The organism is Pseudomonas sp. GOM6, from assembly GCF_029537485.1.
In the GTDB taxonomy this organism is placed as follows: domain Bacteria; phylum Pseudomonadota; class Gammaproteobacteria; order Pseudomonadales; family Pseudomonadaceae; genus Aquipseudomonas.
In genome coordinates this window covers 35,065-49,261 of sequence record NZ_JARPUS010000016.1, presented here as the reverse complement: position 1 = coordinate 49,261, position 14,197 = coordinate 35,065, and the positions used below count along the sequence as shown (strand labels likewise).

18 protein-coding genes are annotated in these 14,197 nt (G+C 63.6%); 9 read left to right on the top strand and 9 right to left on the bottom strand.

What is annotated here, in order from left to right; genetic code table 11:
• Positions 1 to 56 precede the first annotated feature (56 nt).
• The 3 genes from P7A97_RS17145 to P7A97_RS17135 are packed head-to-tail and all read right to left on the bottom strand — an operon-like array spanning position 57 to position 2,024.
• Positions 57 to 287: a zf-HC2 domain-containing protein gene (locus P7A97_RS17145; protein WP_277691292.1), complete on the bottom strand. Its 231-nt coding sequence runs from the start codon at positions 285 to 287 to the stop codon at positions 57 to 59.
• Positions 281 to 889 carry an RNA polymerase sigma factor gene (locus P7A97_RS17140; RefSeq protein ID WP_277691290.1) on the bottom strand — a complete coding sequence of 203 codons (609 nt, stop codon included), beginning with the start codon at positions 887 to 889 and terminating at the stop codon, positions 281 to 283. Before P7A97_RS17140 ends, P7A97_RS17145 begins: the two co-directional genes overlap by 7 nt.
• Before the next feature lie 10 nt (positions 890 to 899).
• The gene (locus P7A97_RS17135; protein ID WP_277691288.1) at positions 900 to 2,024 is read right to left on the bottom strand and encodes a beta-ketoacyl-ACP synthase III; all 1,125 of its coding nucleotides are present in this window, start codon (positions 2,022 to 2,024) and stop codon (positions 900 to 902) included.
• Positions 2,025 to 2,431: 407 nt separating this feature from the next.
• Here P7A97_RS17135 and P7A97_RS17130 point away from each other — a divergent pair, with 407 nt between their 5' ends.
• Both P7A97_RS17130 and P7A97_RS17125 read left to right on the top strand, forming a co-directional pair.
• A complete protein-coding gene (locus tag P7A97_RS17130; protein ID WP_277691287.1) occupies positions 2,432 to 3,067 on the top strand; it encodes a LysE family translocator in 636 nt (211 codons plus the stop codon).
• A gap of 124 nt (positions 3,068 to 3,191) precedes the next feature.
• Positions 3,192 to 3,803 carry a LysE family translocator gene (locus P7A97_RS17125; RefSeq protein WP_277691285.1) on the top strand — a complete coding sequence of 204 codons (612 nt, stop codon included), beginning with the start codon at positions 3,192 to 3,194 and terminating at the stop codon, positions 3,801 to 3,803.
• Positions 3,804 to 3,969: 166 nt separating this feature from the next.
• On the opposite strand, the gene P7A97_RS17120 is transcribed toward P7A97_RS17125, so the two are convergent.
• Entirely contained in the window at positions 3,970 to 4,413 is a 444-nt protein-coding gene (locus tag P7A97_RS17120) for a carboxymuconolactone decarboxylase family protein (RefSeq protein ID WP_277691349.1), read from the bottom strand.
• A gap of 116 nt (positions 4,414 to 4,529) precedes the next feature.
• Between P7A97_RS17120 and P7A97_RS17115 the strand changes: the two genes are divergently transcribed.
• Together P7A97_RS17115 and P7A97_RS17110 are read left to right on the top strand one after the other, a co-directional pair.
• Positions 4,530 to 5,444, top strand: a complete 915-nt coding sequence (locus P7A97_RS17115) for a LysR family transcriptional regulator (RefSeq protein ID WP_277691284.1) — start codon at positions 4,530 to 4,532, stop codon at positions 5,442 to 5,444.
• Positions 5,445 to 5,511: 67 nt separating this feature from the next.
• Entirely contained in the window at positions 5,512 to 6,234 is a 723-nt protein-coding gene (locus P7A97_RS17110) for an ABC transporter substrate-binding protein (RefSeq protein WP_277691283.1), read from the top strand.
• Here P7A97_RS17110 and P7A97_RS17105 read toward each other — a convergent pair.
• The 3 genes from P7A97_RS17105 to P7A97_RS17095 all read right to left on the bottom strand — a co-directional run bounded on the left by P7A97_RS17105 (position 6,225) and on the right by P7A97_RS17095 (position 7,759).
• Positions 6,225 to 6,527, bottom strand: coding sequence for a hypothetical protein (locus tag P7A97_RS17105; RefSeq protein WP_277691282.1), 303 nt, complete (start codon positions 6,525 to 6,527; stop codon positions 6,225 to 6,227). The genes P7A97_RS17110 and P7A97_RS17105 overlap by 10 nt on opposite strands.
• Before the next feature lie 20 nt (positions 6,528 to 6,547).
• Entirely contained in the window at positions 6,548 to 6,985 is a 438-nt protein-coding gene (locus P7A97_RS17100; RefSeq protein WP_277691280.1) for a 3-isopropylmalate dehydratase, read from the bottom strand.
• A gap of 339 nt (positions 6,986 to 7,324) precedes the next feature.
• The gene (locus tag P7A97_RS17095) at positions 7,325 to 7,759 is read right to left on the bottom strand and encodes an HIT family protein (protein WP_277691279.1); all 435 of its coding nucleotides are present in this window, start codon (positions 7,757 to 7,759) and stop codon (positions 7,325 to 7,327) included.
• A 171-nt stretch (positions 7,760 to 7,930) separates the two neighbouring features.
• Between P7A97_RS17095 and P7A97_RS17090 the strand changes: the two genes are divergently transcribed.
• The 5 genes from P7A97_RS17090 to P7A97_RS17070 all read left to right on the top strand — a co-directional run bounded on the left by P7A97_RS17090 (position 7,931) and on the right by P7A97_RS17070 (position 12,552).
• Positions 7,931 to 8,635, top strand: coding sequence for a glutathione S-transferase N-terminal domain-containing protein (locus P7A97_RS17090; protein ID WP_277691278.1), 705 nt, complete (start codon positions 7,931 to 7,933; stop codon positions 8,633 to 8,635).
• Between the two features lie 94 nt (positions 8,636 to 8,729).
• Entirely contained in the window at positions 8,730 to 9,296 is a 567-nt protein-coding gene (locus P7A97_RS17085) for a hypothetical protein (protein WP_277691275.1), read from the top strand.
• A 372-nt stretch (positions 9,297 to 9,668) separates the two neighbouring features.
• Positions 9,669 to 11,111 carry a SulP family inorganic anion transporter gene (locus P7A97_RS17080; protein ID WP_277691274.1) on the top strand — a complete coding sequence of 481 codons (1,443 nt, stop codon included), beginning with the start codon at positions 9,669 to 9,671 and terminating at the stop codon, positions 11,109 to 11,111.
• A gap of 515 nt (positions 11,112 to 11,626) precedes the next feature.
• Complete coding sequence (locus tag P7A97_RS17075) at positions 11,627 to 12,139, top strand: hypothetical protein (RefSeq protein ID WP_277691273.1); 513 nt, start codon at positions 11,627 to 11,629, stop codon at positions 12,137 to 12,139.
• A 179-nt stretch (positions 12,140 to 12,318) separates the two neighbouring features.
• Positions 12,319 to 12,552, top strand: coding sequence for a VF530 family protein (locus tag P7A97_RS17070; protein WP_277691272.1), 234 nt, complete (start codon positions 12,319 to 12,321; stop codon positions 12,550 to 12,552).
• 88 nt (positions 12,553 to 12,640) lie between these two features.
• Here P7A97_RS17070 and P7A97_RS17065 read toward each other — a convergent pair whose 3' ends face one another.
• Positions 12,641 to 13,519, bottom strand: a complete 879-nt coding sequence (locus P7A97_RS17065; RefSeq protein WP_277691270.1) for a serine hydrolase domain-containing protein — start codon at positions 13,517 to 13,519, stop codon at positions 12,641 to 12,643.
• 20 nt (positions 13,520 to 13,539) lie between these two features.
• Positions 13,540 to 14,067, bottom strand: a complete 528-nt coding sequence (locus P7A97_RS17060) for a DUF3087 domain-containing protein (RefSeq protein WP_277691268.1) — start codon at positions 14,065 to 14,067, stop codon at positions 13,540 to 13,542.
• Positions 14,068 to 14,197 lie beyond the last annotated feature (130 nt).

The window sequence follows — 14,197 nt, the reverse complement described above, 5'->3', positions numbered from 1 at the left end:
ACCCACTAGACGGAGAAGGCTGTGCGACGTTACAGCAGGCGCTTAATTTTTTTCGATCAGCGCTGGCGTTGCTGCTGCGCCAGGCGCTCGGCCAGGGCATCCAGCTCGGGAATCTGCTGATCCGGCAGTTTGCGCAGCACGGCCTGGCTCAGCTTCAGCTGGCGGATGAAACGCCGGCAGTGGCTGCACAGTGCCAAGTGGGCACGCACGCTGATGCGCTCGCGCAGGCGCAGCTGGCCGTCGAGATAGTCGCTGGAATGGGCCACCAGTTCCTTACAGCTCAACATTGACCGGTCTCCTCGAAATGCTCCAGGGTGGCAAATACCTTGAGTCGGGCGCGATGCAGAAGCACCCGGACATTGGAGAGCGAGATGTCGAGAAGATTACAGATCTCTTCCAACTCCAGCCCCTGGCGCTCACGCAACAGCAGCACACTGGACTGCAGCTCGGACAGGCTGGCGATGGTTTTCTCCAGGCACTCGCGCAGCTCGCCTTCGGCCAGCAAGGCCTCGGGGGTGTCCTGCTCCCACTGACTGGGCGGCATCTGCCAGTGGCCATCCTCGGCGAAGCGCTCGCCCCCCACGGTGCCATGGGGCGCCGGCAGGTCATCCAGTAGCGGTTCACGGCGCTGCTGCTTGAGCCGGCTCTTCGCGGTATTGGCGGTGATGGTCAGCAACCAGGTCTTGAGACTGGAGCGCTGCTGGAAACCTTCCAGGTTACGCACCACGGCCAGCCAGGCGTCCTGCACCACTTCGTCGGCGTTGCGACTGCCGACGATGGCGTAGGCCACCGCGCGCATGGCGCCCTGGTAGGTCGCCACCAGCTCGCGGAAGGCCCGCTGCTCGCCGGCCAGCAGGCGTGCGAGCAGTTCCCCGTCAGCGCCTGACATACCTTGGCGGTCAGGCCTTGCGGCGCAGGATCACACTGCCGATGGAATACCCGGCACCAAAGGAGCTGAGCACGCCCACAGTGCCGGCCGGCAGGTCGTCCTGGTGTTTGTGGAAGGCGATCACCGAGCCGGCCGAACTGGTGTTGGCGTAGGTGTCGAGGATTACCGGTGCTTCGTGCGGTTCGGCATCGCGGCCGAGCAGCTTGCGGGCGATCAGCAGGTTCATGTTGAGGTTGGCCTGGTGCAGCCAGAAACGCTTCACGTCGGCGACGTTCAGCTCATTCTCCTGCAGGTGCGCGCCGATCAGCTCGGCGACCATCGGGCAGACGTCCTTGAACACCTTGCGGCCTTCCTGAACGAACAGCTTGTCCTTGGCGCCAATGCCCTCTTCCGCAGCGCGGTTGAGGAAACCGAAGTTGTTGCGGATGTTGTTGGAGAACTGGGTCAGCAGCTTGGTGCCGACGATGTCCCACTGGTGCTTCGAGGTGGCCTGGTCGGCACGCTCGATGATCACCGCGGTGGCCGCGTCGCCGAAGATGAAGTGGCTGTCGCGGTCACGGAAGTTGAGGTGGCCGGTGCAGATCTCCGGGTTGACCATCAGTACGGCGCGGGCCTGGCCGGTGGCGATGGCGTTGGTCGCGGCCTGGATGCCGAAGGTGGCTGAAGAGCAGGCCACGTTCATGTCGTAGCCCCAGCCGTCGATACCCAGCGCCGCCTGCACTTCGATGGCCACGGCCGGGTAGGCACGCTGCAGGTTGGAACAGGCGACAATCACGCCGTCGATATCGGCGACGGTGCGCCCGGCACGCTCCAGAGCCTGCTTGGCCGCAGCGACGGACATCTCGCAGAGGATGCCCCACTCGTCGTTGGAGCGCTCGGGGATACGCGGGGTCATGCGACGCGGATCGAGAATGCCGTCCTTGTCGGTGACATAGCGACTCTTGATGCCGGACGCCTTCTCGATAAAGGCGCTGCTCGACTCGCTTAGCGCCTCGACTTCGCCCCGCTCGATGGCCTCGGCGTTCTCGCTGTTGAACAGCTGCACGTAGGCATTGAAGGAAGCCACCAGTTCGTCGTTGGAGATGCTGTTGGCCGGGGTGTACAGACCAGTGCCACTGATTACGGCGTTGTGCACAGGACATTCCTCTTTTTATACCGCCGCAGGCGGCTGACTGATCGACGGCACTCGGCGCCAGGGCCAAAGCGCGAATTCGGTTGCAGGTGCGCAAGAAACCGGGCAGGCACTCTGCAGTAGGCTGCGAAGTGTGCCACAGCCGACCGGCCTGCGCTGCCGTAGCAGCATGACAACAGACTGGTGGCAGGCCCTTGTGCGATCCTGTGAAGATGCACGCAAAAGAGGCGAAGACACATATTTAAAGCAGGATCATCGGCAAATGAGACGACATCCTTAATCATCGTCAAAGCTCGTCCAGAAGCTCAACAGAGTGCACCTTTAACGACCCAGAATAGTCAATCGATGCGATTTTTGACCGATCATTCCGGAAATAGCAGAATCGCCCGCAGCCACCCTAGGAAACCGCCATGCTCGGCACCCATGACCTAGCGCTCTTCATCATTTCCGGCCTGCTGCTGAACATCGCACCCGGCCCCGACTCATTACTGATCATGGCCCGCAGTGCCACTCAGGGCTGGCGCGCAGGCTCGGCGGCGGCTCTGGGCATTGGCGCCGGCACCTGCGTGCACATAGTCGCCGCTGCCCTGGGCATGTCCGCCCTGCTGGCCACCTCGGCGACGGCATTCATGGTGGTCAAGCTGGTGGGTGCGGCCTACCTGCTGTACATCGGCATCAGCATGCTGCTGACCAAACGTGACGAGGCCGCGAAGCCCGCCAGCGCGCTACCCGCTCTGCCGTACGGGCGTATCTTCGCCCAGGGTTTCCTGACCAACGTGCTCAACCCCAAGGTGGCACTGTTCTTCATGGCCTTCGTCCCCCAGTTCATCAGCCCGGACGCCGAACACAAGGCCCTGGCCTTTCTCCTGCTGGGCGCCATCTTCAACCTCAACGGCATGCTCTGGTGCCACCTGTTGGCGCTCTCCAGCGCCTTTGCCCAGCAGCGCCTGCAGGTCGGCCGCCGCGTGGGACTCTGGCTGGAGCGCTGCACGGGTGGATTGTTCACCCTGCTGGGCGTCAAGCTGGCTTTAGCTGATCGGGTTTGATCGTGGCGTTGGGTTTTGGTGTTGGGCTTCGCGATGCTCAGCACCAACCTACGGGATAGCCGCTTGTGAGCGGTGTCGCCTATCGGTTAGCGTCTGCGCTTCGCTCTTCTGACTGGCAACCACCATGGCCCTGCATACCTGGCTGATCTATCTCACTGCCGTCTTCGGACTGTCGCTGACGCCAGGCCCCAACGGCCTGCTTGCCCTCACCCACGGTGCGCTTTACGGCCATCGCCGCACCCTGTGGACAGTCAGCGGCGGCATGCTCGGTTTCGTCCTGCTGATGGCCCTGTCGATGTTCGGCCTGGCTGCCCTGCTCAAAGCCTCGGCCGACGCCCTGCTGATTCTCAAATGGGTCGGCGCCGCCTACCTGATCTGGCTCGGTATCCAGTTGTGGCGCTCGCCACCGCTGCACCTCACGCCACTGCAGTCGGCCGCGCCACGCCCGGGTGTACAGTTGTTCCGCCAGGGACTGCTGTCGGCGTTATCCAACCCCAAGGTGATCCTGTTCTTCGGCGCCTTCCTGCCGCAATTTCTCGACCCGGGGCGCAGCCTGTGGCTGCAGTTCGCGATCATGGCGGCGACCTTCGCCGTAGTCGAAGGCTTGGTGGAGTACCTGCTGGCACGTACTGCCCAGCGCACCCGCCCCTGGCTGGAACGTGCCGGGCGTGGTTTTAACCGCTGCTGCGGGGGGCTGTTCGGCGCCATGGGCCTGGCCTTGCCGCTAACCCGCTGAGAAGTCCAGCCGGCGTACCCAGCGACAGGCCAGCACCGTCCACAAGCCTCCAGTTGCCAACCCTGCTCGACCAGCACCACCAGGTGCTGGCGCAGGGCGTGTTCATCCAGATGAGCCGTCTCGATCAGTACCTCGCGCAACATATCGACCTCCCGCAGGCAATGCCTTATTGGGTGGGCTGCATGGCAAAACCGACGCCGAAGCGGTTCCACAGGTTGATGGTGGCAATAGCCAAGGTCAGCTCGGCCATTTCCACCTCATTGAAATGCGCCGCCACCTGGTCGTACAGCGCGTCCGAGACGTGCTGCGAGGGCAGGCGGGTCAGGCTATCGGTCCATAGCAGAGCGGCGCGCTCGCGTTCGCTGAAGAACGGCGCATCCTCCCAGGCTGCCAATGCCAACAGGCGGCGCGCCGACTCGCCATGCTTCAACGCTTCGGCACTGTGCATGTCCAGGCACAGGGCGCAGCCGTTGAGCTGCGAGGCACGTACCTTGATCAGCTCGCCTAGCGAGGTTTCCAGAGTGAAGGCGGCCTGTGTCTGGTCCAGGGCGTAGACAGCCTTGAACACATGCGGAGCGGTCAGGTGATAGTTGTTGCGCTGGCTGGTCATCATGGCGATTCCTCCGAAGTGGTCCGATGTCGTAACGGGATTGATCGCCACTGTATTGCTCGAAAAAATCCAGATAAATTATCCAGCCACGCAAACATTATGCGAGTAAACGGACAATGGCCTTAGACCGCCTGGAAGCGATGCGCGCCTTCTGCCGCATCGTTGAGCTTGGCAGCTTCACCCGCGCAGCTGAGGCGCTGGGCCTGGCCAAAACCACGGTGTCCGGCCAGGTTGCCGCGTTGGAAGTGCAGCTCGGAGTCAAGCTGCTGCACCGCACCACTCGCCGCGTTTCTCCCACCACAGATGGCGCCGCCTATTACGAACGCGCCCGCGTTGTGCTCGATGACCTCGATGAGCTGGAAACCACGATGGCGCAGCATCGCAGCCTGGCGCGCGGTCGCGTACGCGTGGAAATGCCGACACCAGTCGGCCGCTTTCTGGTGATCCCTGCCTTGCCCGACTTCGTTGCCCGATACCCACAGGTAAACCTGGATGTCGGTTGCAGTGAGCGGGTTGTTGACCTGGTTCAGGAAAGCGTGGACTGCGCCATTCGCGGCGGCCCCGTGCATACCCCGGATCTGGTGTGCAAGCCCATAGGCCAGATGCATTTCACCCTCTGCGCCTCGGCGGCCTACCTGGCCGACAAGCCCATGCCCCGGCACCCGAGCGACCTGGCTGCGCTGCGCTACCTGGCCTTCGTCTACCCCGCCACCGGGCGGCAGAAGACCAATATTTTGCAGCGCGGCGAGGAGCGTTTCGTCCTTGAACAGACACCGGCCATGCGCTTCAACAGCGGAGGCGCCTATATCGCCGCCGCCGAAGCCGGCCTGGGTTTCGTCACCGTGCCGCATGCAGAAGCGCAGCAACCCTTGGCCGAAGGGCGACTGGTGGAGCTGCTACCCGAATGGCGCCTGGAAAGTATGACCATGAGTCTGGTCTACCCCTACTCACGCCATCTCTCGGCACGGGTGCGTGCCTTCGCTGACTGGGCCAGCGAACTGATGGCCGCTAATCCGCTGTGGCGCAGTTAATGAACTGGCCAGCACCATTCTTGGGTAAGCTGCGATCACCCTTGCCGCCATCCGGTTCGGTCATTGCATGCGCCTGATTGCTGTCGTCCTGTTGCTGCTCTGCCACCAGAGCTTCGCTGCCGAGCGCCCCCTACGCTTTTCGGTAAACGAAAGCTGGGGCATGCCCATGATGCGCTACGAGCAGGGCCGTGCCGCTGGCGGCATCCTGTTCGACCTGCACCAGCGCCTGGCCGAGAAGATCGGCCGCCAGGCACAGCAACTGGTGCTGCCGCGCCAACGCGTGCAGCAGGTGCTGCTGCGCGGCGAAATTGATGTGCGTTGCTACGTCAACCCGGACTGGGTCAAGGAGTCCCACCATCAATACATCTGGAGCCTGCCGTTCATGGTGCAGCGCGATCTGCTGGTCTCCCGCCACGACGAAACGGCCCTGCCCGGCAGCCACAGCGGTGAGCGCATCGGCACGGTACTGGGCTTTATCTACCCTACGTTGGAGCCACAAATCGCCAGCGGCCTGATTCAGCGCGACGATGCCCGCACCCAGGAACTGGCTTTGGAAAAGCTCATCGCCGGCCGCTACCGCTTTGCCGTGAGCAACCAGCTGACACTGGACTGGTTCAACCGCAATCAGCCCCCGGCAAAGCGCCTGCGCCCGATTGGCGAGCTGGCCGCCGATCTGATTTCCTGCCTGGTACGCGACGAACCGGATGTGCCTACGCAACGCCTGCTGAGGGCCATGGTGCAGATGAAACAGGACGGCGAATTCGACGCCATCCTCGCCCGCTATCGCTGAGCGCCCAACGATCCCAGGCATTGCTGGGAAACCTGTTGCAAGCGCTTGACCAGCGGCTCCGGCAGTTGCGCCTTGTCCAGTTCGGCGATCTGCGCCGTAGTGAAGTCAGTGCCGATACGCGCCACGGTGCACTCGCAATAGAGCAGCGCCCGCTGTTTGCCCAGTGCCTGGCTGGCGCTGTCGATACAGCTTTGGCGGAAGGTATGGCGAACCTCCGGCGGCCACTCGCCGGCCTGGGCGGACAGGCTGCCTAGCAGCGCGAAAACCAGCGGGAAACGCGCGAACTTAACCATGCAGCCTTCCTCTTGTTGGCCTAGCGCTGGGGCGGCGCGTTATCCGGACGAATATCGAAGCCGCCCGTGTTTTCACTCACCACCTGGAAATACTGCACGCTGCCCGGCTCGACCTTGACCGCCAGCTCCTTGTGCAGGCGACCCATGCCGCACAGGGTATCGTCCAGTGGATCGATCTTCAGACCCAGCACCCGGGTGCCGGCCGGCACCTGGAAGCTGGCCACCTCGGCCATGCCAATGCGCGCAGCAAGCTTGCGGTCCACCTCGATGGCCACGTAGCAGCCACCGCCCATCAAGCCCATGTCGCGATTCACCACCAGTTGCCCACCGTTCTGGAATTCGTCTTGATAGGCCAGCAGGCGGTCGCCCGGCACCTCAGTGATGTTCTCGGGATCGGGGCGGAACGAGGAGCAACCAGCCAGAACAACCAGGGGAAGAACAGCGAGGAACGAACGCATGGGAGCCCTCCTTGGGCGTGCGTGGAGTCGATGCAGTATTGGCGCTAAGTCGCCGCCACTCAAGCCTTGATCCAGGCATCGCTCGACGCGCAGATGTAACGCCATCTCTCGATGCCAGCGAGAGCCACCGTTCCGGGCAGGATTTTCAGCCTGCTGATGGCGATGTACCGCGCGCCTCAGAGTGCACAAGCCGCCGGACGCGCCATGAGCACAGGCAAGATGGGCGCGTAGCCATGAGGGCAGCCCGCTGGTAGACAACAAAAAACGCCGCGCCCGGTAAAGGAGCGCGGCGTTTTCGCCGGACGGACCCTGTCCGCCCCTGGCGGCATGGGCAAGTGATCAGCCGAGACGCTTGACCAGTCGCGCCTGCAACGCCTTGAGCGCTTCGGCATCACCCTGCTTGGCAGCGTGGATGCCGAGTTGTTCGCCGTCGTAACGCGGCACGATGTGCACATGGATATGGAACACCGTCTGCCCCGCCGGGGCGCCGTTGAACTGGGCCACCTGTACACCGGCAGGTTGAAGTTCGTCGACCACAGCCTGGGCGACCTTGCGCACGGCAGCCATCAACTTGGCCAGATTGGCGTCATCGATTTCCAGGATATTGCGTGCCTCGGCCTTCTTCGGAATCACCAGGCAATGGCCGTAGGACTGCGGAAACAGGTCGAGAAAAGCGAGTACGTCGTCGTCCTCATACAGCTTGTAGCAGGGGGCCTCGCCACGAATGATCTTGGCGAAGATGTTCTGCGCATCGTATTGGCCGTGCAGGCTCATGGTGAAAGCTCCGTGACCCGGTTGAGAAAGCTCGCACCATACCGGCTCGGCTGCGCGCAGGGAACCAGGCGTGAATCAGCCCTGTCGATGGACATTAGCATGACGTTCAATTTCACCCTGTGTGCGCGAAATGTTCTGATCGCCGCACACCCAACGTCACCAGGGAATCCCATGACCGACCTGTCCGCCTTCGCCATCACCCGCAAATGGCCCGCCCAGCATCCCGAGCGCCTGCAGCTGTATTCGCTGCCCACGCCCAACGGCGTCAAGGTGTCGATCATGCTGGAGGAGCTCGGCCTGGCCTACGAGCCGCATCTGGTCAGTTTTGAAACCAACGACCAGCTCAGCCCCGAGTTTCTCTCCCTCAACCCGAACAACAAGATCCCGGCCATCCTCGACCCCAATGGCCCGAACGGCGAACCGCTGGCCCTGTTCGAGTCCGGCGCCATCCTCATCTACCTGGCCGAGAAAACCGGCCAGTTGTTGCCGCACGATCCGGCCCAGCGCTACCAGGCCATCCAGTGGCTGATGTGGCAGATGGGCGGCATCGGCCCGATGTTCGGCCAGCTCGGTTTCTTCCACAAATTCGCCGGCCGCGACTACGAGGACAAGCGCCCGCGTGACCGCTACGTCGCCGAATCCGCACGTTTGCTCGGCGTGCTGGACACGCACCTGCAAGGTCGCCAGTGGATCATGGGCGACGACTACAGCATCGCCGACATCGCCACCTTCCCCTGGATTCGCAACCTGATCGGCTTCTACGAAGCAGGCGATTTGGTGCAGTTCGAGCGCTTCGCCAACGTGCGCCGCGTGCTCGACGCCTTCCTCGCCCGCCCCGCCGTACAGCGTGGCCTGAGCATTCCCAGCCGCAACTGAGCCAGCCATCGCGCCGGTGCACCAGAGCAGGTGCACACGGCGCGCGCTCCGGGTATCTTCTGCGCCGTCGTATCAGCCAGAACCCGTAGTCCCCATGAGCCGTTCCTTCCTGCGCGCCGCCCCCTTTTGCCTCGCTGCGCTCATCAGCACCAGCGCCCTGGCCAAGGTCGAGGTCGAGTCCGGTGAACAGAAACCCCTCGGCCACGTGCTGGTCGCCAAGATTTCCGAGGATATCGCCCCCGGCGACTACGACGCTCTGCTCAAGGGCCTGCGTGCCCACCCCGGCAAGTTCGCTCGGCGGATCGCCCTGCTCGACAGCATCGGCGGCAGCACCGCCGAGGCCATGCGCATAGGTCGCCTGCTGCGCGAGACCGGCTTTGAAACGCTGGTACCCTCCACCGGCGTGTGCCAGGGCAGCTGCGTATACCTGCTGGCCGCCGGGCGCAAAAGAATGGTGAAGGGGCACGTCGCCATCCACCGCCCACACTTTCCCGCTGGCGAGTCGGCCCAAGCCAGCCGTGCCGGCATGCCCTACAACGCGGCAGACTACCTGAGCAGCATGGGCGTCTCACCCAGCCTGGCCAGCGACATGCAGGCCATCGAGCCGCAGCGCATGAAGGTGCTTACGCCACAGGAACTGGCGCGTTACCGGTTGAACTGACCCCGAACTTCACCGCATGCGGCTGTGGAAGAGGCCTTGGCCGCGACCAGGGCAGTGCAAGAGCGTCGCGGCCAAGGCCCCTCCTACAGTGCGCAGACAAGCTTTTGTGGGAGCGGCTGGGCGGCATTCCGCTTCAGCCGCGATGCTTTTTCTGCCAGGCCCCAATCGTGGCGAAAGCCACTCCCACAAAAAACCGCTGCCCAGACCGCCTGCTGGGGTAAACCGTGGGGCTAATAGGCTGGTTAGAACACCGCTAGCCCCAGCGGCGCGCATACCCTGGCGGTTGGCTCACCGGGCAGGGTTGCGTACCATAGCGCCCCTCGCTTGTTGACCACGGCCGGGCAAACCGGCTGTCATCGCTCCTGGAAGCCCATGAAAATCGCCCGTCTGCGCGCCGACGTCCTCGCCGGCCTCACCTCGTCCTTCGCCCTGGTGCCCGAGTGCATAGCCTTCGCCCTGGTCGCCCAGCTCAACCCGCTGATGGGCCTGTACGGCGCGTTCATCATCTGCACCATCACCGCGCTGTTCGGTGGCCGGCCAGGCATGATCTCCGGCGCGGCCGGTTCGATGGCGGTGGTGATCGTCGCCCTGGTGGTGCAGCACGGCGCGCAATACCTGCTAGCCACGGTGCTGCTCGGTGGCCTGCTGATGATCCTGTTCGGCGTGCTGCGTCTGGGCAAGCTGGTGCGCATGGTGCCGCACCCGGTGATGCTCGGCTTCGTCAACGGCCTGGCCATCGTCATTGCCCTGTCCCAGCTGGAGCACTTCCACAGCGAAGAAGGCTGGCTCAGCGGCGCGCCGCTGTACTGGATGCTCGGCCTGGTGGCGCTGACCATGGCGGTGGTTTACCTGTTGCCGAGACTGACCCGCGCGGTGCCGGCAGCACTGGTGGCGATCCTCGGTGTCGGCCTGCTGGTCTACCTGCTCGACCTGCCGACCCGCACCCTTGGCGACATGGCGCATATCGCCGGCGGCCTGCCGCAGTTCGCCTTGCCGGACATCCCCTGGAACCTGGAAACCCTGCGCATCATCGCGCCCTACGCCACCCTCATGGCCTTGGTCGGTCTGCTGGAAACCCTGCTGACGCTGAACCTCACCGACGAGATCACCCAGAGCCGCGGCCACACCAACCGCGAGTGCGTGGCCCTGGGCGCGGCCAACATGGTCTCCGGAGCATTCGGCGGCATGGGCGGCTGCGCGATGATCGGGCAGACCGTGATCAACCTCAGCTCCGGTGGCCGTGGCCGCCTGTCCGGCGTGGTCAGCGGCGTGATGATCCTGCTGTTCGTGCTGTTCCTCTCGCCGCTGATCGAGCTGATCCCGCTGGCCGCGCTGGTCGGGGTGATGTTCGTGGTCTCGCAGCAGACCTTCGCCTGGGGCTCGCTGCGCGTACTGGGCAAGGTGCCGACCAGCGACGTACTGGTGATCGGCGCGGTAACGGTGATCACCGTATTCACCGACCTGGCCACCGCCGTGCTCTGCGGCATCGTCATCGCCGCGCTCAACTTCGCCTGGCACCATGCCCGCGAGCTGTACGCCGACAGCGACGAGCAGGCTGACGGCAGCAAGCTGTACCGCGCCCACGGCACACTGTTCTTCGCCAGCACCACACCCTTCCTCAACCTGTTCGACGTGGCGGGTGACCCGCAGCAGGTGACCCTGGATTGCCGCCACCTGAGCTTTGTCGACTACTCGGCCATCGCCGCGCTGAAGACCCTGCGCGAACGCTACGAACGCGCCGGCAAGCACCTGCGCGTGGTGCATCTGTCGGAACGCTGCAAGCAGCTGCTCAAGCGCGCCGGCGCCCATGACTGACCCTGACTAGGCCTGCGGCACTGCGTGCCAAGGCAGGCCAGGCACTTACTGGAAAAGCGCGGCACAGCAAGCCACTGAGGCTTGCCAGCCGGCACATGGCCGCACGCCAGCGCACGTCAGGTCAACACCCTCAAAAGCGCCGCCGCCTGTGGCGCCCCCGACATAGATCTGCGGCGCGCCCCTTCACGCGCCTTGAACGCATCGATTTCATCGCGCTCCCCCAACCCGGACACATACCACCGAGACGACACAGCGCTGCCTGATCAGTCGGTCTGGCGCGCTGGGTCGCCCTTCGCTGGCGGCTCCTGGGAGTACTCGAAGATGGCTGGCAGCGCTTTGCTAGAAGACGGGGTGGCATGTGACACCTCCAGGCTGATCACAACGCCGGACACCCGAGAACGAAGCGTCACGCCGTAAAAGATGCCGGCATGTACGTACAAGGGGCGAATTCAAATACTGCACTAAGCTCAGTCAATTAATAAACGCCAAGCTTGTAACGCCTACCGGAGGGCAATATGAAAACGCTGTTGATCAAACTAAAACATGAAGCGCTAAAGGCGCTTCCGCCTACGCTGTTCTTTTTCATCATTCTGCACATCGTGGCCCTCATTCGTGGGCTGATGATCAAAAGCACAGGCGTTCCGCTTCCAGTTTCTGCCTCAGTTCTGATCGCATCGCTGGTACTGGGCAAGGCAGTCTTGATCGCGGACATGCTGCCCTTTATCAATCGTTTTCCCGAGAAACCGCTGATCTGGAATGTCTCCTGGAAGACTCTGATGTATGCGTTGGTCGCGCTCGCGATCCATTATCTGGAGCGGCTGTACGAGTTCGGAAAAGAAGCGACAAGCCTCGCAGAGGCTAACTCCATGCTCTGGGAGTCTATGAACTGGCCTCAATTCTGGGCAGTTCAGATTCTGCTCATTACCTTGATCTTCATGTATTGCGTCATCTCGGAATTGACCCGGGTATTAGGGCGCGATCGTCTGAAAACCATGTTCCTGGGGCCGCTTCCTCCAGCCTCCAGCTAACAGCAGCCTGAACAGGCTCTGAGCGTGTAAATGACAGTGACAGCCCTGGGCGGTTGTGTGTCATTTACACGGCAGCCAGGGAGTCGGAGATCGAGAACAGGCCAGTGCGCAAGACCCTCCCCCCTTTGCAGCTCCCGCGTTACAGTGCCGCCCAATCCCATAGCCCCGAGCAACAATCGATGAGCAACGACCCCCTCCATGGCCTGCCCCTGAAAGCCATCCTCCAGGCGCTGGTCGACAAGTACGGCTGGGAGCGCCTCGGCCAGCTCATCACCATCCGCTGCTTTCAGCATGAGCCCAGTGTCGAATCCAGCCTCAAGTTCCTGCGCAAAACGCCCTGGGCACGGGAGAAGGTCGGGGCGCTGTACATCAAGGACATCGCGGGGCGCGCGCCAGCATCGCCGCGACGCTGATCGGCATGCGAGTAGGGCTGACTCGACGCACGATAATTGAGCAGGTTGGCCTGCTGCGCCTGACGTGGCCCTGGATGGCAATCCTGGTCTAGCACAGAGCGGCAGTTAACTGATGCACAGCCGCCGACTCGACCGCACCCTCCGCCGCATCCGTGGCGAACACCGCTACGGTGGCTGTGCGCTCACCCTGGGCGCAGTGGTAAACCGCAATCACGCTCCCCGGCCCGCCACCCGTGTGGCCACTCAACAGCAGGCCATTATTCGCCGGCCCCTGCATCAGACCCAGGGCATAACCGGGCGCGGTCCACGGCCGCCCGGGGATCGGGCCACCCAGCACGCGGGCTTCGCGCATGGTCTGCAGCAAGCCAGGTGGTAGCAGCTCACCAGCTTGCAGGCGGTCGAGCAGCCATGCGGCCTCGCTAAGCGGGCCGACCAGCAGGCCATGGTAGACCCAGCCCGGGTGGTAGGCGCTCGCCTCGCCCATGCACACATTCAGCAGGTCGCTGGGCGCAACAGCCAGGCGCACCTGGGTCAACCCCAGCGGTGCAAACAGGCGTTGGCGCAGTGCCTGTTCAAGCACCAGGCCAGTAGTCCGTTCAATAAGCTGCGCCACATACAGATAACCGACATTGGAGTAGCGCCAGCCATCGCCCGGCGGGTAGCGCAGACGCGTGGCGTCGAGACGCTGCAGCATTTCTTCGGCCGACCAGGGCGGATCAGGTCGGGCGACGGCGGCGTGGTATTCGGCCAGCTCGCCATAGTCGGCCAGTCCGGCCTCGTGGCGCAGCAGCTGGCGCAGGCTGAAAGGGCCTGCGGGCAGCGTATCGTCAAGGCCGAGCAGACCGTCGCGCACCAGGCTCAGGGCCGTGGCGGCGAGCGCCGTCTTGCTGAAGCTCCACCAGGGTACGTACTGGGCGGACTGGGTAGCGGGTTGCAGGTGGCCGTCGACGATGAGGCAGGCGTGCATGGCTCGACGACTCGGCGAATTCAGACCTTGAGGCCCTTGACCGTCTCGATCCAGGCCGGGTCGAGACGTTTCTGTTGCAGGTCCAGCCCGCGTTGCTCCATCAATTCGCGATGGGCATCGATCTCGCGCACCAGCTGGCTCAGCTCGCTGCTGTTGCCATCCAGCTGATACATCTGCTGCAGGCCCAGGTGGTAGAAGCGCAGCAGCTTGTAGGCGCTGTCGTCGCCTGCCGCCACGCCGGCTTTCACATGGTGCATGACGTTGGTGACGCGCATCAGGCTGCGTTTGAGGCCCCAGCCATAAGCGGCGGCCGCCATGAAAGGCTGCGACCACAAGAGCTGACGCACGATGGCCACGGTCAGCGCCAGGCCGGCGAGTACACCGAGCAGGTTCCACTTGAAGTTGTCGCCGCCGGGCGTGCCCAGTAACTGGGTGCTGAGGGTGGAACAGAGCATGGCCAGTGCCAGAAATAGCACGGCGATCACCAGGGTGCTGCGCCGAGTCTGCTGGCGGTAGAGCTCGGGACTCATGGGCTGAATTTCGAACATGACGGGCAACTCCGAACGGCGCGATAACAGGCCGCGCATTATGCCCGCTGCCGGCAGCCAGTGGTCGGGCCGAGGCAGCCCGATGGTCTCGAGATTTTTCGCGCCGGCCTGCTCCATGGCCATCCCGTTG